The sequence below is a fragment of the Enterobacter cloacae subsp. cloacae ATCC 13047 genome, assembly GCF_000025565.1.
In the GTDB taxonomy this organism is placed as follows: Bacteria; Pseudomonadota; Gammaproteobacteria; order Enterobacterales; family Enterobacteriaceae; genus Enterobacter; species Enterobacter cloacae.
This window is the reverse complement of record NC_014121.1, coordinates 3,551,806-3,574,404: the sequence shown is the minus strand read 5'-3', so window position 1 is coordinate 3,574,404 and position 22,599 is coordinate 3,551,806. Positions and strand designations below refer to the sequence as shown.

The following is a 22,599-nucleotide window of genomic DNA, read 5'->3' as shown; positions in this document are numbered from 1 at the left end:
GGGCAAAAAAAAACACCGCCGAAGCAGTGTTTTTTCATCATATCGCCAGCCAAGGGATAACCAACGATACAATCATCATATTAACTGCGGGTCAGTACGCGACGCGCTTCGTTGTAGCGCTTCTTCCAGTATGGCTCGTTCATGCTGGAAATGGTCACACCGCTGCTGGTGGAGGCATGCACAAACTGGTCATTACCAATATAGATACCGACATGTCGACCCGTTGAACCGGCACGGAACAGAACTAAATCACCGGTGCGCAGTTTTGTACGTGAAATCGACTTACCCACTTCCTGCTGTTCGTAAGTTGAACGCGGCAGGTCTAACCCAAACTGCTCACGGAAGGTACGCTGTACAAAGCTGGAACAATCGATACCTTTTTTGGTGCTGCCGCCCAGACGGTAACGCACGCCTTTCCAGTCAGCATACTGGTCCATAATACGGGACTTCACGTCCAGATTACGTACCATATTTTCAAATTCATCCTGAGAGGCTTGCAGTGACGAGGAATCTTCCATTCCCACAACACGCGTCTCAGGATGCATATTCTTTGCGGTGTTCGATGTACTACATGCAGACAACAGTACCGCAACTGCTATCGCCGGGATCCCCCGCAAGATATATCTCAAAATCGGTTGAGATTTGACCATTTTGTTTATTTTCCCTTGAAGTCCTTAACGACAAATATCGTTATAAAAATGCCAAACGTGACGAGACTAATTATCTGTTCACAATGAGACAATTCTTTCTGGTCACATTTGTGGCGCAGCGCACAAATTTATTCACCAAGGAAATAATTATCTCTATGGGGCAAAACGAGTTCGAGATTAACCGATTGCCAGGGCTATTGCGAGTAAAAAAAGCCTTTTTTTTATAAGAAATTGTGATACAGAAAGTAAAAATCCGACATTGCTTAAAATGCAGTCAGATCCGGCGCTTAATCACGCAATTGATTCATTTTTATCATGAAAGAGATGACGGGAAGATGACAGTGCGAAACGATCGTGGCGGGAGATCTATCAGGGATCGCAATGATCCCTGATAGCGGACGTTAATTTTGGTTAATTATTTGTTTAATGCTTGTTGCTTTTTACCCGGCAGATAGCGATCGAACAGGGCTATTATCCGGTCGCTCAGCGGTGTCATCAGGCACCACGGTAACGCGACCAGCGCAACAGAGAGCGAGCCCACGGCAATATCGGTGAACCAGTGTGCGCCAATCATTACGCGAGGGAAGGCGAAAACCACAAAAATAATCAGGGCTATGGCGAACGCCTTCCTGCCGAAATAGCGCAGCATGACCGCACAAAAAATAAGCAGCATCATGCCGTGATCGCCAGGGAAACTGGCCTTCGAGGCATCTTTCGTTGGAATATGCAGCAATTCGCTGACGCGATAAATATCGGTAAAGAACAGCGTTGGGCTTGAGCGTTTGACCGGAATAATAGCCGTAGCAAGTTGGTTAATGGCGACAGCCAGCAGCAGCATCATCAGACCAATAATCATAATGCGGCGACGCCCGGTTTTGTCCTCTTTCAGCCAGAAAGAGAGCATCAGGCAGCCCATCGCCACCAGCGAACAGCCGTCAAACGCGCGGTTGTTGGTAATCGCCACCAGCCACAGAAAGGCATCACTCTTCACCAGAGCCTGGTTAAAGAAATGGAAGATGGCAGAATCCAGCGGAAACCAGAAACCGTGATCCACCGGGATATACCAGGAGAAAAAGAGCGCCAGTCCGGCGACATTGAGCAGCAAAATCAGGGGAATTCGAGTTGTCATAACATTCAGCATACAGGGAAATCAGGGGCAACGTTAGCCGCCCGAACTTAAACGAAGCTTCAACAGGCTGGACTGCAGGGCATTCCAGTCGGCGTTAACCGCACTAATTAACTCTATTCGGCTATCCGGGGGCGCAACATTCTGCGTTTCAATAAAGAAATCTTCACCCTGACGGTTGATGCGCACCAGGCCGTCGGGGGTGCGCATAATCCCCTTAACGCGATCGACCGGCGCCAGTCTTGCCCACTCAAGCACGCCTATGGTGTCGAAAACGGTGTCGGCATCAAAGATCCACCCGCAGGCCTGATGACCCTGACCGCTGTTGAGATTACGTCGCCAGCGCTGGTGTTCCGGCAGGCTCAACGCCGCCAGACCCTGCTTTGCGGGATGACTATGCGCATGCTCCGCACTGGCTGGCAGCTCGGTGAGGTTCAGGCGAGGCAGGTCGAGCAGGGCGACATCCATCTTCCCCTGAGTGGTTTGCACCCGCTGACGGTTGCCCCCGAAATGTTGCCACCAGGCATCGAATGCCGCCTGGCTTTCAGCCGTAGCCCGATCCTCTTTATTTGCGACGATAATATCTGCGCAGGCGAGCTGATCGCGGAAGTTGTCGTTGGCTACCGCTTTTTCATCCAGCAGCTGTCGCGGGTCGAGCAGGCAAAGCGTGGCGCGTAAGTCTATCCACGGCTCGTAAACCGGTGCGGTGAGTAAATCAAGAATTTGCTTCGGGTGACCAAGCCCCGTCGGTTCAATCAGCAGGCGGTCGGGTTTACCCTGACGCAGCAGCGTGTTCAGCCCCACCTGCATGGGCAGGCCATTCACACAGCACATGCATCCGCCTGGGATCTCTTTGATCATGGCGCCGCTGTCAGACAGTAACGCGCCGTCAATACCGACTTCACCGAATTCATTGACCAGTACGGCCCATTTTTCTGCCGGATCTTTATTGGCCAGCAGGTGGAGAATTGAGGTGGTTTTCCCGCTACCGAGAAAACCGGTAATAAGGTTGGTCCTGGTCACGTGCGCTCCGGTAGATAATTGTGATGATGTAACAATTATCTCTTATCCTGACGAAAAAAGGGCGCAATGAGAAGAGGAAGGGCAAACGGAGCGCATGTCCGTTCGCCTTAAGCGCAATAAACGTTAAAGTTTTAACGTTTCGATAACAGCCTGGCGCGCCCCGCGGCGGGCAATACGTTGGTATGCCTGGTTCACCGACTCGACAAAAACGTGGTTTTGTGCGAGATCGTGACCAAAGACTTCGCTCAGCGTCAGCAGAGCGTTTACGCGGTTTGCGTCATTGCTGGCTTCAACCTTCGCACGGATTTTGTCGCTGAGCGGATCGCGGACATCAATCGTATTGCCTTGTTCATCTGTACCGCTGACGTAGCGGATCCAGCCCGCCACACCCAGCGCCAGCAGGGGCCACGCGCTTTGACGCTCCAGATGAATACGGATCCCATCCAGCATGCGCTGGGGCAGCTTTTGACTGCCGTCCATCGCAATTTGCCAGGTACGGTGCTGCAGTGCCGGGTTGGCAAAACGGTCGAGCAGGCTGTCGGCGTAAGCCGTCAGATCAACGTCGGTGATACGTAGCGTAGGGGCCTGTTCATCCAGCATTAAACGCCGCGCGGCCTGACGAAACGCCTTATCCTCCATACATTCATTAATGTGCGCATACCCGGCGAGATAGCCCAGATACGCCAGGAAGGAATGGCTGCCGTTCAGCATACGTAATTTCATCTGTTCCCACGGCAGAACGTCCTGCACCATCTGCACGCCTGCCACTTCCCACTCCGGGCGTCCGGCGACAAAGTTATCTTCCACGACCCACTGAATAAAGGGCTCGCAGCTGATGGCGCACGGATCTTCCACACCGAGTTCCTGCGCGACCTCCGCCAGCGAGGCATCGGTGGCGGCGGGCACAATCCTGTCAACCATTGTGCCCGGGAAACTCACATGGGTATCAATCCATCCGGCCAGGTCTTCAGAGCGTTTCTGCGCCATGCCGAGCACGGCATTTTTCACCACGTGGCCGTTATCCGGGATGTTATCGCAGGAAAGCACCGTAAAGGCGGGTAAGCCGCGTTCACGGCGGCGGTGGAGCGCTTCGACTATGATCCCTGGGGCGGAATGGGGCTCCGTCGGGTTTTCCAGATCGTGAACGATCCGGGTGTTTTGCAAATCGAGTTTCCCGGTTGCGGGGTCGATGCAATAGCCTTTTTCAGTAATGGTGAGGGAAACAATTGCCACCTGCGGCTCGCAAAATTTCTCAATGATGGCGGCCAGCGAGTCCAGTTTTGCGTTCAGGCATTCATGCACGGCTCCAGTGATAATCGGCTGGTTGCCCTCCGCGCCTTTCTCCAGCACGGTTAAGAGGTGATCCTGCGCCCGCAGCTGGCTCATCAACACATCGCCGCTGAACAGACTAATCTCACAAATGCCCCAGTCGCCTCCTTTGGCATTCAGCACCCGATGGGTTAATAACGCCTGATGCGCACGGTGAAAAGCACCAAAGCCGAAGTGAACGATGCGCGAGCGCAGAAGCGAGCGATCGTAGCGCGGCTGCTGAACATGGGCAGGAAGCGAGGTGGAGGCAATTGTCTTCATGAAATACACACCTGATTAACCATTAATTAACAATGCCAGTGTAAAGTTATATGACAACAAAGAGAATTGGTAAGCCGTAAATATCGCCGTTCTGTGAGTTCGATCAATCAATCTGTGGCGCTGTGTTGACCCCCTTCATTAAACATGTATGGTAGTCGTCATCGCAGTAACACATATTGGTATAACAACTTTGGAGGGTGGGCAATGGAACAAACCTGGCGTTGGTACGGGCCGAACGATCCAGTTTCTCTAGATGATGTGCGTCAGGCTGGCGCAACGGGTGTCGTCACGGCGCTGCATCATATTCCGAATGGCCAGGTGTGGCCGGTAGAGGAGATTCAACAGCGTCAGGCGCTGCTGGCAGAAAAAGGCTTAACCTGGTCTGTCGTGGAAAGTATTCCCGTTCACGAAGATATCAAAACCCATTCTGGGGAGTATCAGACCTGGATTGCTAACTATCAGCAGAGCATCCGCAACCTGGCGGCCTGCGGCATCGATACCGTTTGCTATAACTTCATGCCTGTTCTTGACTGGACGCGTACTGACCTTGAGTATCAGCTGCCAGACGGTTCCCGAGCGTTGCGTTTTGATCAGATCGCCTTCGCGGCCTTTGAGTTACACATTCTGAAACGCCCTGGCGCGGAAGCCGATTACACGGCCGACGAGCAGCAGCAGGCGCGCGAATGGTTTAACGCAGCAAGCGAAGCAGACATTGAAAAGCTGACCCGCAATATCATCGCGGGCCTGCCGGGTGCAGAAGAGGGCTACACGCTGGATCAGTTCCGCGCCCGTCTGGCAGAGTACGGCGGCATTGATAAAAATCAGCTGCGCGAAAACATGGCGTACTTCCTGCGCGCGATTGTGCCGGTCGCGGAAGAGGCGGGCGTGCGTCTGGCCGTACACCCGGACGATCCTCCGCGTCCCATCCTCGGCCTGCCGCGTATCGTCTCAACCATTGAAGATATGCAGTGGCTGAAAGAGACGGTCGATAGCATCTATAACGGCTTTACCATGTGCACGGGCTCGTATGGCGTGCGTGCGGATAATGACCTGGTGCGGATGATTGAAACCTTTGGCGATCGTATTCACTTCACGCATCTGCGTGCAACCTGCCGTGAAGAGAACCCGAAAACCTTCCACGAAGCGGCGCACCTGAGCGGTGATGTGAATATGGTGGCGGTGGTGGATGCCATTCTGGCGGAAGAGGCACGTCGTAAACTGGCTGGCGATTTACGTCCTATCCCGTTCCGCCCGGATCACGGACACCAGATGCTGGACGATCTGCGTAAGAAAACGAACCCGGGCTATTCGGCGATTGGCCGCCTGAAAGGGATGGCAGAAGTGCGCGGCGTAGAGCTGGCGCTGAAGATGACGAAGTATCCTGAACTTCTGTAAGTGCTGTTGCCCGGTGGCGCTACGCTTACCGGGCCTACAAAAAACCGGCCTGAGAGCCGGTTTTTGTGTTTTTGTAGATCGGGTAAGGCGAAGCCGCCATCCGACAAAAGCCGCACTCAGTCAGCACGACCCATATAGCGTTTTTCTTCGATATGGATGCGGATTTTCTCACCCGCGGACAGGTATTCAGGCACCTGCACCACCAGACCGGTGGTCAGCGTCGCGGGTTTGTTACGCGCACTGGCGGACGCGCCTTTGATACCCGGTGCCGTTTCAACGATTTCCAGATCAACCGTCTGCGGCAGTTCCAGCGCCAGCAGCACGCCGTCCCAGGTCAGAACCTGCATATCCGGCATACCGCCTTCAGGAATGAACAGCAGCTCTTCTTCAATCTGATCTTTGGTGAAGATGTACGGGGTGTAATCTTCTTTATCCATGAATACATATTCGTTGCCGTCGATATAGGAGAAATCAACATAGCGACGGGTCAGAGTGACGGTATCAACGATATCGTCACCTTTAAAACGTTCTTCCACTTTAAGGCCGGTACGTACATCGGCGAAACGCATTTTGTACAGCGTTGCTGCACCACGGGCGCTCGGGGCCTGAATATCGATATCTTTTACAATCAGCAGTTTGTCGTTGTAATTCAGTACCATACCTTTCTTAATTTCGTTCGCTCTTGGCATTGCAGTAATCCTGTCTACGGGAGGTAAAAAATATCGCGCCAAATTACTCGTGCGCGGCCTTTCAGGCAAGCCGAATTCGTGGCTTTTGCTATCAATACACAAAAGGTGTTACTGTGCGCCCGATACCCGACTGCGCGGGTCTTTCACCAATAGAGAGCATTTATGGATTGTCGTCCCGATTGCGGCGCGTGCTGTACCGCACCGTCCATTTCCAGCCCCATTCCAGGAATGCCGGAGGGCAAGCCCAATAGTCAATTATTCACAGTATAAAAACGACTTAACTAAGAAGATATGACTTTCTTGCTAAGTGTTTCAATTGCATGTGAAAAACATTCCCCATACCCAATTTTAGACAGCTGTAATAACTCATTTAGTCCAGAATGACTTGTGAACGAAAGTGAATCGCCACGGGTTTAACAGACACCTCAGAGTCATTTAAGATGGCTTAAAGAGAGGTGCCCATGAGCGGTAAGCGTTATCCCGAAGAGTTTAAAACTGAAGCAGTCAAACAGGTTGTTGATCGCGGTTATTCTGTTTCCAGCGTTGCAACACGTCTCGATATCACCACCCACAGCCTTTATGCCTGGATAAAGAAGTACGGTCCGGATTCTTCCACTAATAAAGAACAGTCAGATGCTCAGGCCGAGATCCGCCGTCTCCAGAAAGAGCTGAAACGGGTTACCGACGAACGGGACATATTAAAAAAAGCCGCGGCGTACTTCGCAAAGCTGTCCGACTGAGGTACGCCTTTATCCGTGACAACTCCTGTTGCTGGCCTGTTCGCCTGCTCTGTCGGGTGCTGGATGTTCATCCCAGTGGTTTTTACGCCTGGCTTCAGCAGCCGCATTCACAACGCCATCAGGCAGACCTGAGACTGACAGGACAGATTAAACAGTTCTGGCTGGAATCGGGATGCGTCTATGGTTATCGCAAAATCCATCTGGATCTGCGTGACAGCGGGCAACAGTGCGGAGTAAACAGAGTCTGGCGACTGATGAAACGTGTCGGGATAAAGGCTCAGGTCGGATACCGGAGCCCGCGGGCACGTAAAGGCGAGGCCAGTATCGTGTCGCCCAACAGGCTCCAGCGACAGTTCAATCCGGATGCTCCGGATAAGCGTTGGGTAACGGACATAACCTACATCAGGACCCACGAAGGCTGGCTGTATCTTGCCGTTGTTGTTGATCTGTTCTCACGCAAAATTATCGGCTGGTCCATGCAATCCCGGATGACAAAGGACATTGTCCTGAACGCACTGCTGATGGCTGTATGGCGGCGTAATCCCGAAAAACAGGTGCTGGTTCATTCGGATCAGGGCAGTCAGTACACAAGCCATGAGTGGCAGTCGTTCCTGAAATCACACGGCCTGGAGGGTAGCATGAGCCGTCGCGGTAACTGCCATGATAATGCGGTTGCAGAAAGTTTTTTCCAGTTGTTGAAACGTGAACGGATAAAGAAAAAGATCTACGGAACGCGGGAAGAAGCCCGCAGTGATATTTTTGATTACATCGAAATGTTTTATAACAGTAAGCGTCGGCATGGTTCTAGCGAACAGATGTCACCGACAGAATATGAAAACCAGTATTATCAACGGCTCGGAAGTGTCTAGATTATCCGTGGCGATTCAAAGATTTTCATATAGACATATAGGAATTTCTGTATTGTCTTTAAATCGTCTGTCAGGACCACCCGATTTGTTAACATACTTCCATGTCCTGCCAACGACTAAGGCATCTCCGGGCACACTTTCGCTTTCAATGAACTGACTATTACCAACGTTAATGAATAGTTGGTCATAACTAACAGCACCGACACCGTCACGGTCAAAAACGAGTACTCTATCTGGAAAGAAATGTAATGTTTGACGACCTACATTGATGGCAATCGTCTCAATATTTGTTTTAACGAAGGGAGGATTTGATTTGCTGATAGAGGTTGTTTTTCTACGTAGCAAGTTACTTGCTCCGGCATGATATTTAGGGTCATAAACAGCTCCAGAAGCTTCTACATGCCATACCTTTGAGCAGCTTGCAAGCATAGCCCCACTATCATGAAGTTGCTGGTAACATGCCATCATTTCGTCATCAAAGTCATAAAAAAGAACAGTGGTCTTTCTTAGCTGATCGTACATGTAAGCAAAAACGGAAACAGCTCCCCCTGCGATAAATCCTATTGCCAGGCACCACTCAGGCCATGCCTGTGAAAAACCGTAAAGTAAAATTGCAATCGAAAGGAAAATAGCGAAGGGCCATATTTGTAACTTTTTACGTTTGTTATTCAACTCTTCAAGCAGTTCTCGGGAATTGGAATCAACGATTTCCGAGATATGAGATGACTCGATTTCCTCAAGAGGTGCATGCGTATTGTCATGTTCTACTGGGGATTCATCAGGTACACGTTGAACCTTCTTGCCGTCCTGTGGGATCATACTTGGTGAAAGCGAAGCACGATAATAGACCCCGCCAGCGCCGATGTGGATGTAATTTCCTCTTGGGCCAGTACCAATCCTCAGTCCTTTTATACCAATAGATGCACCGACTCCTGATTTGGATAGGTTGAATCTCATCGGTCCAACGCGAATGCTCTTCTTAACATAAAAGCCCATAGTAACTCCATGTAATAAGTTGCATGACAGTACTTCTGAGCAAGATTTTACACTGAAAAAAAGAATAGATTAAGAAATGCATGGGAACGAATTTATGTTTTTACTTATTTTTTCAATACATTAGAAGTTAACGGCTACATTCTGAAAGCATAGATATAGATGGCAGGCTACCAGTCAGTAGGACATTCTGTTACTGTCAATAATTGAGTGGGGGATGAGCAAGGATTCTATAATGAAGTGTCGTATCGATTGCGGGGCTTGTTGTACTGCACCTTCGATTTCAAGTCCAATTCCGGGAATGCCACAGGGGAAACCAGCTAATGTAAGATGTGTTCAGTTATCGGAGGATAACCTATGTAGCATCTTTGGCTCACCCCTGCGCCCTAAAGTATGCGGCAGTCTACAACCGTCGATAGATATGTGTTCTACGAACCGTGAAGAAGCTTTTATTTACCTTATCCAGTTAGAGGAAGCAACAGCACCTTCGATTGGGAACAGTTTCCATCTATAATTTCATTCTGCGTTATCATATTTTTTTAACCGCTCGACTTCCTTGCGTAAAGCTTCATACTCAACCAACAAAGATGCATAGTCAGAAGGCGGTTTACCTTCGGATAATTTTTTAGTTTTTGATGGACCACGTCTTTTTGTAACCAGTTTGTATTCAGAATGAAAACGAAGGTTAATATACCCATATTTCGTATCGGGGTTAGTTAGGTTGTAAGTTGTTTTATAGACCGAACGTCTGGTTGATGAGTCTATTGATATGATGTCATTAGTAAAAACCATCTCAGGTGCAGATAGGTACGCGACATTGTCTTCACAGACAAAAAGATAACATAAAGCCGATTGGCTGTTTTCAAGTGGTGCAATGATCCAGCGGGCAATCCCTATCAATTTATGATCAGGAAGCCGTTGTTTAATTTTTCTGACCCGGTCTACTTCACTTTTATCGAGGTCCAGAATGAGTGCTATTTGGCTGAAAGAACGTTTAAAAATGAATTGCGATTTTACTCGGTTATTGCCAACTCGGTTCAGTTTTACCGTGGATTCGCGAAGGAAATAGGGTTCTTTTTGTATTCTTTTGGGAAAAATTGTAAAGTGTAAATTCATGGTTTCGTCTACCTAGATTCGTTGTTGATGCCATTATTTATCATCTTTCGTGGACAATCAAAATTTGCATGTCCCAAAAAACGCGACATGCAAAGATATGTATTTTTAACTTGTTGATATATATAAGTTTTTATTTGCATTAAAACGCCTTAAAAGAGACATGAAAAAGACGTGTATACTTGTAACTCATTGGTTTGCATGGGTTTTATTTTTACCTATAATATATAGCAACTTCGGCTGCGCCTCGTTGAAATCATACCCAAGCAATAATTCTGAAAGGTTTCGAGCGAAGCGAGTTCAGACGTGAGCGTAGCGAACGGATGACAGGGATCAGCCTAATCAGAACTTTTAATAACATAATATAACTACTACGAGTCGCGTAGCGACGAAGTATCACGCAGTGAGCGAAGCGAACAAGTGATAGTCTTACTGTTAACATTCAAAAATGCTGTGTGTCACTTCGGCTTCGCCTCGTGAAACTTCGTCGCTACGCGACTCGTCGGTAATAATTAGGTCGGTAGATTTGGTAAGGTAAAAGACAGTGATCTGAATATACGTTAATTGTATTTGTTTAAAGCTGTAATGTTCTTCGTTCGTGATTCATCATCCTTCCAGATCTTACACACTGGTTTTCCTGTATCGTTTCATTGCTGTGCTCCCCAATTTCAAAGAGGATACAGTCTTCGATTGGCTCAACCTTTTCGCTCTAACGAATACATACGCAAACTGTTCAAACGATTACGTGCCCGCCTGGAGTCAGGGAACAACGGTTTATCGGAACCTATTATCGATTTTGCGTACGGTTGGGTTTGCGAACAGGAAAAGGCATCACAGCCCCATTACCATTGCTGGATTGCACTTCCACATCGTTCGGTAAGGTGGTTTGGAACTCCTGAAAGAGGTATTGCTGGTGTTATTACGGAAATCTGGATGAAACTGACTGGTGGGAAAGCAACACTTGTGAACTTGTCTAAAGCCACTAAAGACTATCCCGATCACTACGTCATTCATCGTGATGATCCTTCGACACTCGAAGGTCCGGTATTCTGGCTTTCTTACCTGGCAAAAGAACGCGGGAAGTCGCAGACAGGGAAGGGAACGCGCTTGTATTCAACATCGAAATTGTGATGTAGCCCCCTGAAACACCAGACAGTAGCTGTATCTCCAGATAAGAGATAGGCTTGAATATATGTCTAACACTAACACCAATTTTGAGATGACCGGGATCCTGTTAGGGCAAGAAGTCCGTAAACGTAAAACTCCTCAGGAGAAGATCGCCATTATCCAGCAGACGATGGAGCCGGGTATGAATGTCTCCCATGTCGCCCGCCTGCATGGTATCCAGCCCAGCCTGCTGTTTAAGTGGAAGAAGCAATATCAGGAAGGCAGCCTCACCGCCGTTGCGGCTGGAGAGGAAGTCGTTCCTGCTTCTGAGCTTACTGCTGCTCTGAAGCAGGTCCGGGAGCTTCAGCGCCTTCTGGGCAAGAAGACGATGGAAGTTGAGATCCTGAAAGAAGCCGTGGAGTACGGTCAGTCGCGAAAATGGATAGCGCACGCGCCCTTGTTGCCAAAGGACGGGGAATAGCCATGGTCAGCCGGACCATGGGCGTGTCGCGTGCGCAACTGTCACTGCGGATTAACCGTTCTGCCGACTGGCAGGACAGGCGCTGTAACCGGCGTAATGAAGAAGCAGACGCAGAAATACTGTCGGCTATCCTCAACATTATCAGCGATATGCCGAGTTATGGTTATCGACGCGTGTGGGGCATCCTGCGCAAGCAACGTCGCACAGAGGGACAGCCACCTGTGAATGCCAAACGGCTTTACAGGATAATGAGCGAGCATAACCTGTTGTTGTTGCATCACAAACCAGAGCGACCGAAGCGTGAACATAAGGGCAAGATAGCGGTGGCAGAAAGCGATATGCGCTGGTGTTCAGATGGCTTCGAGTTCGGCTGCGACAACGGCGAAAAACTGCGGGTAACGTTCGCGCTGGACTGCTGCGACCGTGAGGCCATAGACTGGGCAGCAAGCACGGGAGGCTATGACAGTTCGACCGTGCAGGATGTGATGCTGAGGTCGGTGGAAAAGCGCTTCGGCGACAGGCTGCCCGACACAGCGGTGCAGTGGCTGACGGACAACGGTTCAGCATATACCGCGCATGAAACGCGGAGGTTCGCCAAAGAGCTGAATCTGGAGCCATGTACAACAGCGGTGAGCAGCCCGCAGAGCAATGGCATGGCCGAACGGTTCGTGAAGACGATGAAGGAAGACTATATCGCGTTCATGCCGAAACCGGATGTGAGAACAGCCCTGCGAAACCTTGCAGCGGCGTTCACGCATTACAATGAAAATCACCCGCATAGTGCGCTGGGATATCACTCTCCGAGAGAATACCGGCGGCAGCGGGCATCGTTAACTTAAGATACAAAAGCTGTCCGGAAATGGCGGGTCAAGATCATTCAACATCGAAATTGAGTGGTAAAGCACTGAATTCGTAAATGTCGCACTGGAAGCCCGTAGAGCGTTTTTTCTTTCCAAGGCATGAATCGTATTACCCATATCATAAAAAGCGCTTACAGCTTCGCTCAGAGCGTTTTAAGGCATGATTTGAACCTGATTAACTTTAGCTTCGGTCAATTGCATGATAGTTCAACGATAGTTGCTTTGCTTATAGATTCATACATTTCTTCAAAATTCCGAGCGAAGCGAGGGACACGAACGTAGTGAGTGTCTAATGTCTACTATTATATTTTTATATTTTATATATAGAGAAAAGTAGACATATCCGTATACTTTTTAACCAGTTTGGCTATCCGTCTTCGCTTCGCTTGACGAAACTCGCTTCGCTCGTAATTCAGGACATCACTTCAGCATTTGAAGCAAGTACACGAACGTAGTGAGTGTTTAATGTATTCACAGCCCGCAGAATGTTTTGTTCGATGATTATTGTCCGGTCGGAATCGAGAAAAAAGTATTAGATCAGATTTGGCCTGACACAGCTTTGCCGCAGAGCCGGAGGCAATTTGACATTCCGCCCCTTGCCAGAAGCGTAAGTTGAACAACCATCTGTGCGATCAAAATATGACAATACTTTGATGGTGTAGCGGGTATTACTACCTTAAAACATGATATGTAACTGGGGATAATTGCCGCCAATAACCCAGATGGGGTTTATCGTGATGGGGCCAAGTTGAGATATCCGTTATGAAGAGACCAATAGCGCGCAAAAATGATCGTCTGCCAGTGCCGAGAACAAATCACTTTACGCCTGAAGCGAGGCAGCGTGTTATCAATGGACTCGTTGCGACGGCTAAAGCTGACTTCGTATCCTTAGTTCACTGGCTGAAAACAGGTAAACAGAATGGTGAACCTATTCCGTTAGATAAATGCGAAAGTCTTCGAACTGCTATTCTTAATCTTGAGACCCTTAAAGCTGGTGTACAAACCGACTGGAAGCATGCGATCCAGTTGATGGAAAAAGAAATCAAAAAAAGCCACCAACTGAATGCCTCGGTTCCTGCACCCTCACAGCTTGTTACTGGTGTTCTGAGAAATCTTAATGATATCAGCGAGAAGATCGCAGCGGGTAAAGCTGTTCCCGAGATGCTTGGCAGGCTCGAAAATATGCAGCAAATGATTGCCAACCTCAAGGGTAATGAGGGGCTCATTAAAAGTATCAGCATTCTAACCCGAAGCGCACAGGATGCTTTGCGTGGCTATAGCAAGAAGCAGCCAAAATCAAAAATTAGGAAGCCTGAAAAAGCAAATCCTCTCCTTCGTGAAGAACAATCCTTTCGTGCCGAGTGTGCCCCACTAATCGGGGAAAACGATATTTTCATAATCGCTAGTTGCATTATTTCAATGTCGGCTCGGTTGGGGCAATACCCTGTTAGCCTGGCTAAAAGAGCAGCCGCTTTAAAAGGTGTCATCAAAACTGAGCTTTTGCCCGAACTGCTGGAGTTACTTCAGCAGGATGTAGAGTTGAATGCCTTAGTACCGCTCCACAGAGACAAAGATGACAATACTCGTAGTGATGGAGGCAAGCTTGTTGGATTGACAGGGGTCGTTGAGGGAGGCTCCTCTATCGGTGTTGAAGCGCAGCGCATTATTACCACAGAACTTAAAAAGCTCGCGTATATCTCCGCAGTTCAGCGCGTTTATCTGGATACAGCTCGTTTAGGACTGGCTTTGGAAAACGATACGTTTAAGGTTATCGAGGAGGTAAAACGTATTGCTGATAAGCACAAATGGAGTCCATTATCGGTTGCGGTGTATGCCACTTACAAAACGCCTGGCATAATACCGGATATCGCCAGAGATGTGATTACTTTACTGGCACAGGATGAGGTTCTTCCAGCGACCGTCAAACGATAACTTTATTTGTATTAGCTCAGATTTGGCCTGACAAAGGTGTGGCGCAGGGCCGAACTCTATCTGACAGCTCGCTCCGTGCCAGGTGCGGATGACCTGCCCCCACGATTAGATACAACACTCAGTTAGTAACGTCGGAATCTTCATTCTCAGAATGACCCTTTCTCCAGCCCGCTGCAAATTCAGACGGTGTCTGATAATTCAGCGTGGAGTGCGGGCGGCATTCGTTATAATCCTGCCGCCAGTCATTAATAATTTTCCTGGCATGAACGATATCGCTGAACCAGTGCTCATTCAAACATTCATCGCGAAATCGTCCGTTAAAGCTCTCAATAAATCCGTTCTGCGTTGGCTTGCCCGGCTGGATTAAGCGCAACTCAACACCATGCTCAAAGGCCCATTGATCCAGTGCACGGCAAGTGAACTCCGGCCCCTGGTCAGTTCTTATCGTCGCCGGATAGCCTCGAAACAGTGCAATGCTGTCCAGAATACGCGTGACCTGAACGCCTGAAATCCCAAAGGCAACAGTGACCGTCAGGCATTCCTTTGTGAAATCATCGACGCAGGTAAGACACTTGATCCTGCGACCGGTGGAAAGTGCGTCCATGACGAAATCCATCGACCAGGTCAGATTGGGCGCCGCCGGACGGAGCAGCGGCAGACGTTCTGTTGCCAGCCCTTTACGACGTCTTCTGCGTTTTACGCCCAGGCCACTGAGGTGATAAAGCCGGTACACGCGCTTATGATTAACATGAAGCCCTTCACGGCGCAGCAACTGCCAAATACGACGGTAGCCAAAACGCCTGCGCTCCAGTGCCAGCTCAGTGATGCGCCCTGATAAATGCGCATCAGCAGCCGGACGGTGAGCCTCATAGCGGCAGGTCGACAGGGATAAACCTGTAAGCCTGCAGGCACGACGTTGCGACAGACCGGTCGCATCACACATCAACATCACGGCTTCCCGCTTCTGGTCTGTCGTCAGTACTTTCGCCCAAGAGCCACCTGAAGCGCCTCTTTATCCAGCATGGCTTCGGCAAGCAGCTTCTTGAGTCTGGCGTTCTCTTCCTCAAGCGACTTCAGGCGCTTAACTTCAGGCACCTCCATACCGCCATACTTCTTACGCCAGGTGTAAAACGTGGCATCGGAAATGGCATGCTTGCGGCAGAGTTCACGGGCGGGTACCCCAGCTTCGGCTTCGCGGAGAATACTGATGATCTGTTCGTCGGAAAAACGCTTCTTCATGGGGATGTCCTCATGTGGCTTATGAAGACATTACTAACATCGGGGTGTACTAATCAACGGGGAGCAGGTCACGGACATTTTGTCTATCGATTCAGGCGGTCAAATTCAGTAAACCACTTCATACTCACTGATCAGCCGCGATGTGTGCGCTGTGTTGCCGTTATTGCAATCACATCCTAAGAAGGGTAATGACTCCAACTTACTGATAGTGTTTTATGTTCAGATAATGCCCGATGACTTTGTCATGCAGCTCCACCGATTTTGAGAACGACAGTGACTTCCTGCCCAGCCTTGCCAGATGTTGCCTCAGATTCAGGTTATGCCGCTCAATGCGCTGCGTATATCGCTTGCTGATAACGTGCAGTTCTCCCTTCAGGCGTGATTCATAAAGCGGCCAGCCATCCGTCATCCATACCACGACCTCAAAGGCCGACAGCAGGCCCAGAAGACGCTCCAGCGTGGACAACGTGCGTTCACCGAATACGTGCGCCACAACCGTCCTCCGTATCCTGTCATACGCGTAAAACAACCAGCGCTGGCGTGATTTAGCGCCGACATAACCCCACTGTTCGTCCATTTCCGCGCAAACAATGACGTCACTGCCCGGTTGTATGCGTGAGGTTACCGACTGCGGTCTGAGTTTTTTAAGTGACGTAAAATCGTGTTGAGGCCAACGCCCATAATGCGTGCACTGGCGCGACATCCGACGCCATTCATGGCCATATCAATGATTTTCTGATGCGTACCGGGTTGAGAAGCGGTGTAAGTGAACTGTAGCTGCCATGTTTTACGGCAGTGAGAGCAGAGATAGCGCTGATGTCCGGCAGTACTTTTACCGTTACGCACCACGCCTTCAGTAGCTGAACAGGAGGGACAGCTGATAGAAACAGAAGCCACTGGAGCACCTCAAAAACACCATCATACACTAAATCAGTAAGTTGGCACCATTACCGAACTCCGATAGCTTCCCTTCATGAGCATTTTTTCCTTTGAACGCAGACATGCCGAGATCGTGGAAAGCCGTTGTATCAAGTTCGAGATTATAACGGGCCGCAATTTTTAGAGCGGTATCTTGCTGACGCTCCAGGGAGTTACCTTCCCGTTGTTTCACAGATGAAAAACGCACGTACGAATATAGCTTGGGTTTCATTGAGTGTGATTCCCTTCGGATGGTATTGATTGATCAGATAGACCTGATGCTAACAGCAGGAATGTGAATTTTAAACAGTGAATAATTATATGTTAGGCAAGCCTGCGAATACCCGCTGCGTTCAGCTTTCTGAAACCAACCTGTGCATGATCTTTGGCTCGCCTCTGCGCCCGAAGGTCTGCTCCGGGCTGCAGCCCTCCGCCGAGATGTGCGGCAACACGCGCGCGCAGGCGATGACGTACCTGCTTAATCTGGAAGCACTCACCGCACCTTAAACGTCTTTAATTCTTGTCAGGCACGCTATCGTCAGGGTGCACATCACCAGCGCAATCCAGAACACCGTGTGATAGTTCCAGATTTCAGCCACCACGCCGGCCATTGAGCCTGCGATAATCCAGCCCACGCGGGTGGTATTAGTATAAAGGGTGGTGGCAGAGCCTGCCTGGCCCGGCATCAGATCCTGGAAATAGAGCATGCCAATTCCGGCGAGTATGCCGATATAGATGGCATTCAGCAGCTGTAAAGCCAGCAGCAGCCCCGGCGTATGAACCGTCAGCATTCCAACATAGAACAGTAGCCCGGCGACGGCGGCGATACGCATCAGAAAACGTTTCCCGAAACGCTTCGCGTAATAGCCAGCAATCAGCATGGTGGGGATTTCAAGCCCGGCCGCGGTCCCCATCATGATGCCAGCAAGCTTCTCGGGCAGATGCAGCTCATCAATAATAAACAGCGGCATATTAATGATATACAGGCTGTTTGTGCCCCACATCAGCGTACAGATAATAAAGAGGAGCAGGGCGTCACGACGGTTACGACGCGGTGCCTCCAGCACGCCTGTTGCCACTTTTGGCTCTTTACGCATCGACGGCAGAAAGAACCACACCATGGCGCCACACACCACAAAGGCCACTGCCGCACTCAGGTACATCACCGTAAAGCCAAACCCCATCGCCAGCGCGTAAGCCAGCGGCGGGCCAATAACCCACGCCAGCGATACTTGCGCACGCAGAATAGAGCTGAACATCACCGCTTCTCGCCCGGTATGGTCGGCATGCTCACGGGCAAGGGCGAACATCTGCGGATTCGCCGTTGAACCGAAACTGCTCAGAAACACCCCGATAAACAGCAGAACAAAATAGTTGCGGTTCCAGGCAAACAGGACGCAGGCGAACACCCCCAGCAGACAGCAAAAGACGATCAGGCTTTTACGATCGCCTTTTTTATCTGAACGCCCCGCCAGAAACTGGCTCACCAGGATGCCGATAATGGCGCTTCCGGTAAAGAAGAAGCCCACCATCGCCGGACGCGCATGGACTTCATTGGTCAGGAACAGGCTCAGCGTAGGGGTCTGCAGCGCACCGGCGATGCCGGTCAGGAAGGCAACAATTAAAAATGCCGTTGAGGTGAAATCAAAGGGCTTCGGCGAGACGGCGGCGGGCGTGTTATGCATGTTTCACAGTCGGTGAGTTTCCAGGAGACGCGGAGTGTACGTCGCGAGTCAGAAAATAAACAGAGGGTGAGGTCAATTTCGCCACGAATAATCAAAATGGCATTTCATATTCGCGTGCAGCTGACCTTAGTTGAAACTGATTTGCTGAACGTCAGCAAAATTCAGCTGAACGAGGAAGAAATGTGCTGCATCTCTAAATTCTGCAATCAGAAATGTAACTTTCCTTGCAACGTCTTGCAGAAAGCGCAAGACTTTTTGAAACGTTTCAGCGCTATCTTGTTTTAACAAACGGAGCAGGCTAGCGCATTTTTTCTCAGTGAAGCTGAAACGATTCACTTTCAGCAGGAGAGGAGAACCATGTTCCAGTTATCTGTACAGGATATCCACCCGGGCGCTCAGGCCGGGAACAAAGAAGAGGCCATTCGCCAGGTTGCCGCTGCCCTTGTGCAGGCCGGCAATGTGGCTGAAGGCTACGTCAACGGCATGCTGGCGCGTGAGCAGCAGACCTCGACCTTCCTCGGCAATGGCATCGCCATTCCGCACGGCACCACAGACACCCGCGATCAGGTGCTGAAAACCGGCGTTAAGGTTTATCAGTTCCCGCAGGGCGTTGTGTGGGGCGAGGGGCAGGTGGCTTACGTGGCCATCGGTATCGCGGCCAGCAGCGACGAGCACTTAGGTTTGCTGCGTCAGCTGACCCATGTGCTGAGCGATGACGCCGTGGCCGAGCAGTTGAAATCTGCCACCACCGCTGAAGAGCTGCGCGCTCTGCTGATGGGCGAAAAACAGAGCGAAGCGCTGAAACTGGATAACGACACGCTGACGCTGGACGTTGTCGCGACCGATCTGGTGACGCTGCAGGCTCTGAATGCCGGACGCCTGAAAGAAGCCGGGGCAGCAGACGCTACCTTTGTTACCCGCGTCATTAACGATAAGCCTCTCAATCTGGGCCAGGGTATCTGGCTGAACGACAGTGCTGAAGGCAACCTGCGGAGTGCTATCGCGGTGAGCCGTGCCGCAAACGCCTTTGACGTAGACGGTGAAAGCGCTGCCCTGCTGGTGACCGTCGCCATGACCGATGACCAGCCGGTTGCCGTGCTGAAGCGTCTGGGCGATCTGCTGCTGAACAACAAAGCTGAAAAACTGCTGAACGCGGATGCCGCCACCGTGCTGGCTCTGCTGACCAGTGATGATGCGCTGACGGATGACGTGCTGAGCGCAGAGTTCGTTGTACGTAACGAGCACGGCCTGCATGCCCGTCCGGGCACCATGCTGGTGAATACCATTAAACAATTTGAAAGTGAGATCACCGTGGCTAACCTGGATGGCACGGGCAAAGCGGCCAATGGTCGTAGTCTGATGAAAGTTGTCGCGCTGGGCGTGAAGAAGGGTCACCGTCTGCGTTTCACCGCGCAGGGTGCGGATGCTGAACAGGCGCTGAAAGCGATTGGCGATGCCATCGCGGCGGGTCTGGGGGAGGGCGCATAATGAGCAGACGTGTTGCGACTATTACGCTGAACCCGGCTTATGACCTGGTGGGGTTTTGCCCGGAGATTGAGCGCGGCGAAGTAAACCTCGTGCGTACCACTGGCCTGCATGCTGCGGGCAAAGGGATTAACGTCGCGAAAGTGCTCAAGGATCTCGGTATCGATGTCACCGTGGGGGGATTCCTCGGTAAAGATAACCAGGATGGTTTCCAGCAGCTGTTCAGCGAGCTGGGCATTGCTAACCGTTTCCAGGTTGTTCAGGGCCGTACCCGTATCAACGTCAAACTGACGGAGAAAGACGGGGAAGTGACCGATCTGAACTTCTCTGGCTTTGAAGTGACGCCGTCTGACTGGGAGCGTTTTGTTAATGATTCTCTGACCTGGCTGGGCCAGTTCGACATGGTGTGCGTCAGCGGCAGTCTGCCATCTGGCGTAAGCCCGGAAGCCTTCACCGACTGGATGACGCGCCTGCGCAGCCAGTGCCCGTGCATCATCTTTGACAGCAGCCGTGATGCGCTGGTCGCCGGCCTGAAAGCGTCCCCGTGGCTGGTGAAGCCTAATCGCCGTGAACTGGAGATCTGGGCTGGCCGGAAGCTGCCAGAATTAAAAGATGTGATTGACGCTGCCCATGCGCTGCGCGAGCAGGGGTATCGCTCACGTGGTGATTTCGCTTGGTGCAGAAGGGGCGTTGTGGGTTAACGCGTCTGGCGAATGGATCGCCAAACCGCCGTCGGTTGACGTTGTCAGCACCGTTGGCGCAGGGGATTCGATGGTTGGCGGTCTGATCTATGGTCTGCTGATGCGCGAATCCAGTGAACATACTTTACGTCTTGCCACCGCCGTTGCAGCCCTGGCCGTGAGTCAGAGCAATGTCGGCATTACCGATCGTACCCAGTTAGCCGCGATGATGGCGCGCGTTGACTTAAAACCTTTTAACTAACAGCAGGAGAGGAATAATGAAAACGCTGCTGATTATTGACTCCGGTCTCGGACAGGCTCGCGCCTATATGGCGAAGACCCTGCTGGGAGCGGCGGCGAACAAAGCACATCTGGAAATGACCGATAACCCGGGCGACGCTGAACTGGCGATTGTGCTGGGTGATAAGGTCCCGGCTGACAGCGCGCTGAACGGCAAAAAAGTGTGGCTGGGCGATATTAATCGCGCGGTGGCACATCCGGAACTGTTCCTGAGCGAAGCGAAAGGCCACGCGTCTGTCTACAGCGCACCGGCTGCGGCAGCACCGGTTGCTGCCACGGGCCCGAAACGCATTGTGGCGGTGACAGCTTGTCCGACGGGCGTCGCGCATACCTTTATGGCGGCTGAAGCGATTGAAACCGAAGCGAAAAAACGCGGCTGGTGGGTGAAAGTTGAAACCCGTGGCTCGGTGGGTGCGGGCAATGCCATCACCCCGGAAGAAGTGGCGGAAGCCGATCTGGTGATCGTTGCGGCGGATATCGAAGTGGATCTGGCGAAATTCGCGGGTAAACCGATGTACCGCACCTCTACCGGCCTGGCGCTGAAAAAGACCGCGCAGGAGTTTGATAAAGCGCTGGTGGAAGCCCAGCCTTATCAGGCAACCGGTGCGGCGAAACCGGCTACCGAAGGGAAAAAAGAATCTGCGGGCGCCTATCGTCACCTGCTGACCGGTGTGTCTTATATGCTGCCGATGGTGGTGGCGGGCGGTCTGTGTATCGCACTGTCATTCGCGTTTGGTATCACCGCATTTAAAGAAGAAGGAACGCTGGCTGCGGCGTTAATGCAGATTGGTGGCGGCTCCGCGTTCGCGCTGATGGTGCCGGTGCTGGCAGGCTTTATCGCCTTCTCCATCGCTGACCGTCCGGGCCTGACGCCGGGTCTTATCGGCGGTATGCTGGCCGTGAGCACCGGTTCCGGCTTTATTGGCGGTATCATTGCCGGTTTCCTGGCGGGTTACGTCGCGAAGCTTATCAGCTCGAAGCTGAAGCTGCCGCAAAGTATGGAAGCCCTGAAACCGATTCTGATCATTCCGCTGATTTCCAGCCTGGTGGTCGGTCTGGCGATGATTTACCTGATTGGTAAGCCGGTGGCGGGTATCCTGGCGGGTCTGACCCACTGGCTGCAAACCATGGGCACGGCAAACGCGGTGCTGTTGGGTGCTATCCTCGGTGGCATGATGTGTACCGACATGGGTGGTCCGGTAAACAAAGCGGCCTATGCATTCGGTGTTGGCCTGCTGAGTACCCAGACCTACGCGCCAATGGCGGCCATTATGGCGGCCGGTATGGTGCCACCGCTGGCGCTCGGCCTGGCAACGATTATTGCGCGTCGTAAATTCGACAAAGCGCAGCAGGAAGGCGGCAAAGCGGCGCTGGTACTGGGCCTGTGCTTTATCACCGAAGGGGCGATTCCGTTTGCTGCCCGTGACCCAATGCGTGTTCTGCCTTGCTGTATCGTTGGCGGCGCGGTGACCGGGGCTATCTCAATGGCGATTGGCGCGAAGCTGATGGCACCGCACGGTGGTCTGTTCGTTCTGCTGATCCCAGGCGCTATCACCCCGGTACTGGGTTACCTGCTGGCGATTGTTGCTGGTACGCTGGTGGCGGGGCTCTCTTACGCGGTGCTGAAACGCCCTGAAGCGGAAGCGGTGGCAAAAGTAGCCTAAAAGTGGTGTCGGGTGGCGGTTTCGCCTTACCCGACCTATAAAAAAGCCGGACGCTTAACG

19 protein-coding genes and 3 pseudogenes are annotated in these 22,599 nt (G+C 51.3%); 11 read left to right on the top strand and 11 right to left on the bottom strand.

The window, feature by feature from the left end:
* Positions 1 to 80 precede the first annotated feature (80 nt).
* The 4 genes from mepS to ECL_RS17265 form a co-directional block, all read right to left on the bottom strand.
* A complete protein-coding gene (mepS, locus tag ECL_RS17280; protein WP_023619753.1) occupies positions 81 to 650 on the bottom strand; it encodes a bifunctional murein DD-endopeptidase/murein LD-carboxypeptidase in 570 nt (189 codons plus the stop codon).
* Between the two features lie 415 nt (positions 651 to 1,065).
* Positions 1,066 to 1,779, bottom strand: coding sequence for a phosphatase PAP2 family protein (locus ECL_RS17275; RefSeq protein WP_029883087.1), 714 nt, complete (start codon positions 1,777 to 1,779; stop codon positions 1,066 to 1,068).
* A gap of 33 nt (positions 1,780 to 1,812) precedes the next feature.
* Positions 1,813 to 2,799 carry a CobW family GTP-binding protein gene (locus ECL_RS17270; RefSeq protein ID WP_013097980.1) on the bottom strand — a complete coding sequence of 329 codons (987 nt, stop codon included), beginning with the start codon at positions 2,797 to 2,799 and terminating at the stop codon, positions 1,813 to 1,815.
* Positions 2,800 to 2,922: 123 nt separating this feature from the next.
* Positions 2,923 to 4,389 (bottom strand): mannitol dehydrogenase family protein, encoded by a 1,467-nt coding sequence (locus ECL_RS17265; RefSeq protein WP_013097979.1) that lies wholly within the window; start codon positions 4,387 to 4,389, stop codon positions 2,923 to 2,925.
* A gap of 204 nt (positions 4,390 to 4,593) precedes the next feature.
* Between ECL_RS17265 and uxuA the strand changes: the two genes are divergently transcribed.
* Positions 4,594 to 5,784: a mannonate dehydratase gene (gene uxuA, locus ECL_RS17260; RefSeq protein ID WP_013097978.1), complete on the top strand. Its 1,191-nt coding sequence runs from the start codon at positions 4,594 to 4,596 to the stop codon at positions 5,782 to 5,784.
* 116 nt (positions 5,785 to 5,900) lie between these two features.
* Here uxuA and yeiP read toward each other — a convergent pair whose 3' ends face one another.
* Positions 5,901 to 6,473, bottom strand: a complete 573-nt coding sequence (gene yeiP / locus ECL_RS17255) for an elongation factor P-like protein YeiP (RefSeq protein WP_013097977.1) — start codon at positions 6,471 to 6,473, stop codon at positions 5,901 to 5,903.
* Positions 6,474 to 6,635: 162 nt separating this feature from the next.
* Between yeiP and ECL_RS17250 the strand changes: the two are divergent.
* Positions 6,636 to 6,719: pseudogene (locus ECL_RS17250) on the top strand (YkgJ family cysteine cluster protein); the annotation flags it as partial.
* Positions 6,720 to 6,934: 215 nt separating this feature from the next.
* A protein-coding gene (locus ECL_RS17245; protein ID WP_164928064.1) for an IS3 family transposase occupies positions 6,935 to 8,082 on the top strand; the annotation gives its coding sequence in 2 pieces (ribosomal slippage) (positions 6,935 to 7,172 and positions 7,172 to 8,082; 1,149 coding nt in all).
* Between the two features lie 15 nt (positions 8,083 to 8,097).
* On the opposite strand, the gene ECL_RS17240 is transcribed toward ECL_RS17245, so the two are convergent.
* The gene (locus ECL_RS17240) at positions 8,098 to 9,078 is read right to left on the bottom strand and encodes a DUF4236 domain-containing protein (RefSeq protein ID WP_013097975.1); all 981 of its coding nucleotides are present in this window, start codon (positions 9,076 to 9,078) and stop codon (positions 8,098 to 8,100) included.
* 232 nt (positions 9,079 to 9,310) lie between these two features.
* On the opposite strand from ECL_RS17240, the gene ECL_RS17235 reads away from it, so the two are divergent.
* The gene (locus ECL_RS17235) at positions 9,311 to 9,589 is read left to right on the top strand and encodes a YkgJ family cysteine cluster protein (protein ID WP_052746920.1); all 279 of its coding nucleotides are present in this window, start codon (positions 9,311 to 9,313) and stop codon (positions 9,587 to 9,589) included.
* A gap of 2 nt (positions 9,590 to 9,591) precedes the next feature.
* On the opposite strand, the gene ECL_RS17230 is transcribed toward ECL_RS17235, so the two are convergent.
* Positions 9,592 to 10,191 (bottom strand): hypothetical protein, encoded by a 600-nt coding sequence (locus tag ECL_RS17230; protein WP_046481664.1) that lies wholly within the window; start codon positions 10,189 to 10,191, stop codon positions 9,592 to 9,594.
* Between the two features lie 708 nt (positions 10,192 to 10,899).
* Between ECL_RS17230 and ECL_RS17225 the strand changes: the two are divergent.
* The 3 genes and pseudogenes from ECL_RS17225 to ECL_RS17215 all read left to right on the top strand — a co-directional run.
* Positions 10,900 to 11,319: pseudogene (locus ECL_RS17225) on the top strand (YagK/YfjJ domain-containing protein); the annotation flags it as partial.
* An 88-nt stretch (positions 11,320 to 11,407) separates the two neighbouring features.
* Positions 11,408 to 12,615 (top strand): IS3 family transposase gene (locus ECL_RS17220; protein ID WP_087776199.1). Its coding sequence is split into 2 segments (ribosomal slippage): positions 11,408 to 11,729 and positions 11,729 to 12,615, totalling 1,209 coding nucleotides; the frame shifts between segments, so codons are not numbered across the junction.
* A 783-nt stretch (positions 12,616 to 13,398) separates the two neighbouring features.
* Complete coding sequence (locus ECL_RS17215; protein WP_013097973.1) at positions 13,399 to 14,568, top strand: hypothetical protein; 1,170 nt, start codon at positions 13,399 to 13,401, stop codon at positions 14,566 to 14,568.
* Between the two features lie 118 nt (positions 14,569 to 14,686).
* Here ECL_RS17215 and ECL_RS17210 read toward each other — a convergent pair.
* The 3 genes from ECL_RS17210 to ECL_RS17200 all read right to left on the bottom strand — a co-directional run bounded on the left by ECL_RS17210 (position 14,687) and on the right by ECL_RS17200 (position 16,957).
* Positions 14,687 to 15,807 (bottom strand): IS3-like element ISSen4 family transposase gene (locus ECL_RS17210; protein WP_087451024.1). Its coding sequence is split into 2 segments (ribosomal slippage): positions 14,687 to 15,549 and positions 15,549 to 15,807, totalling 1,122 coding nucleotides; the frame shifts between segments, so codons are not numbered across the junction.
* 199 nt (positions 15,808 to 16,006) lie between these two features.
* Positions 16,007 to 16,704, bottom strand: a protein-coding gene (locus ECL_RS17205) for an IS1 family transposase (RefSeq protein ID WP_223433957.1) whose coding sequence is annotated in 2 segments (ribosomal slippage) — positions 16,007 to 16,455 and positions 16,455 to 16,704 — 699 coding nt in all. Because the reading frame shifts where the segments join, the coding sequence is not laid out codon by codon here.
* 28 nt (positions 16,705 to 16,732) lie between these two features.
* Entirely contained in the window at positions 16,733 to 16,957 is a 225-nt protein-coding gene (locus ECL_RS17200) for a recombinase family protein (protein ID WP_044158038.1), read from the bottom strand.
* A gap of 89 nt (positions 16,958 to 17,046) precedes the next feature.
* Between ECL_RS17200 and ECL_RS17195 the strand changes: the two genes are divergently transcribed.
* Positions 17,047 to 17,232 (top strand): hypothetical protein, encoded by a 186-nt coding sequence (locus ECL_RS17195; RefSeq protein WP_013097971.1) that lies wholly within the window; start codon positions 17,047 to 17,049, stop codon positions 17,230 to 17,232.
* Here ECL_RS17195 and setB read toward each other — a convergent pair.
* Positions 17,229 to 18,410 (bottom strand): sugar efflux transporter SetB, encoded by a 1,182-nt coding sequence (gene setB, locus ECL_RS17190; protein WP_013097970.1) that lies wholly within the window; start codon positions 18,408 to 18,410, stop codon positions 17,229 to 17,231. The two genes, ECL_RS17195 and setB, sit on opposite strands and share 4 nt — an antisense overlap.
* Positions 18,411 to 18,767: 357 nt before the next feature.
* Here setB and fruB point away from each other — a divergent pair, with 357 nt between their 5' ends.
* The 3 genes and pseudogenes from fruB (at position 18,768) to fruA (ending at position 22,539) form a co-directional block, all read left to right on the top strand.
* Positions 18,768 to 19,898: a fused PTS fructose transporter subunit IIA/HPr protein gene (fruB, locus tag ECL_RS17185; protein WP_013097968.1), complete on the top strand. Its 1,131-nt coding sequence runs from the start codon at positions 18,768 to 18,770 to the stop codon at positions 19,896 to 19,898.
* Positions 19,898 to 20,837 (top strand): annotated as a pseudogene (gene fruK / locus ECL_RS17180) (1-phosphofructokinase). The gene fruB and the pseudogene fruK overlap by 1 nt, the downstream one beginning before the upstream one ends.
* Positions 20,838 to 20,853: 16 nt before the next feature.
* Positions 20,854 to 22,539 carry a PTS fructose transporter subunit IIBC gene (gene fruA / locus ECL_RS17175; RefSeq protein ID WP_013097965.1) on the top strand — a complete coding sequence of 562 codons (1,686 nt, stop codon included), beginning with the start codon at positions 20,854 to 20,856 and terminating at the stop codon, positions 22,537 to 22,539.
* Positions 22,540 to 22,599 lie beyond the last annotated feature (60 nt).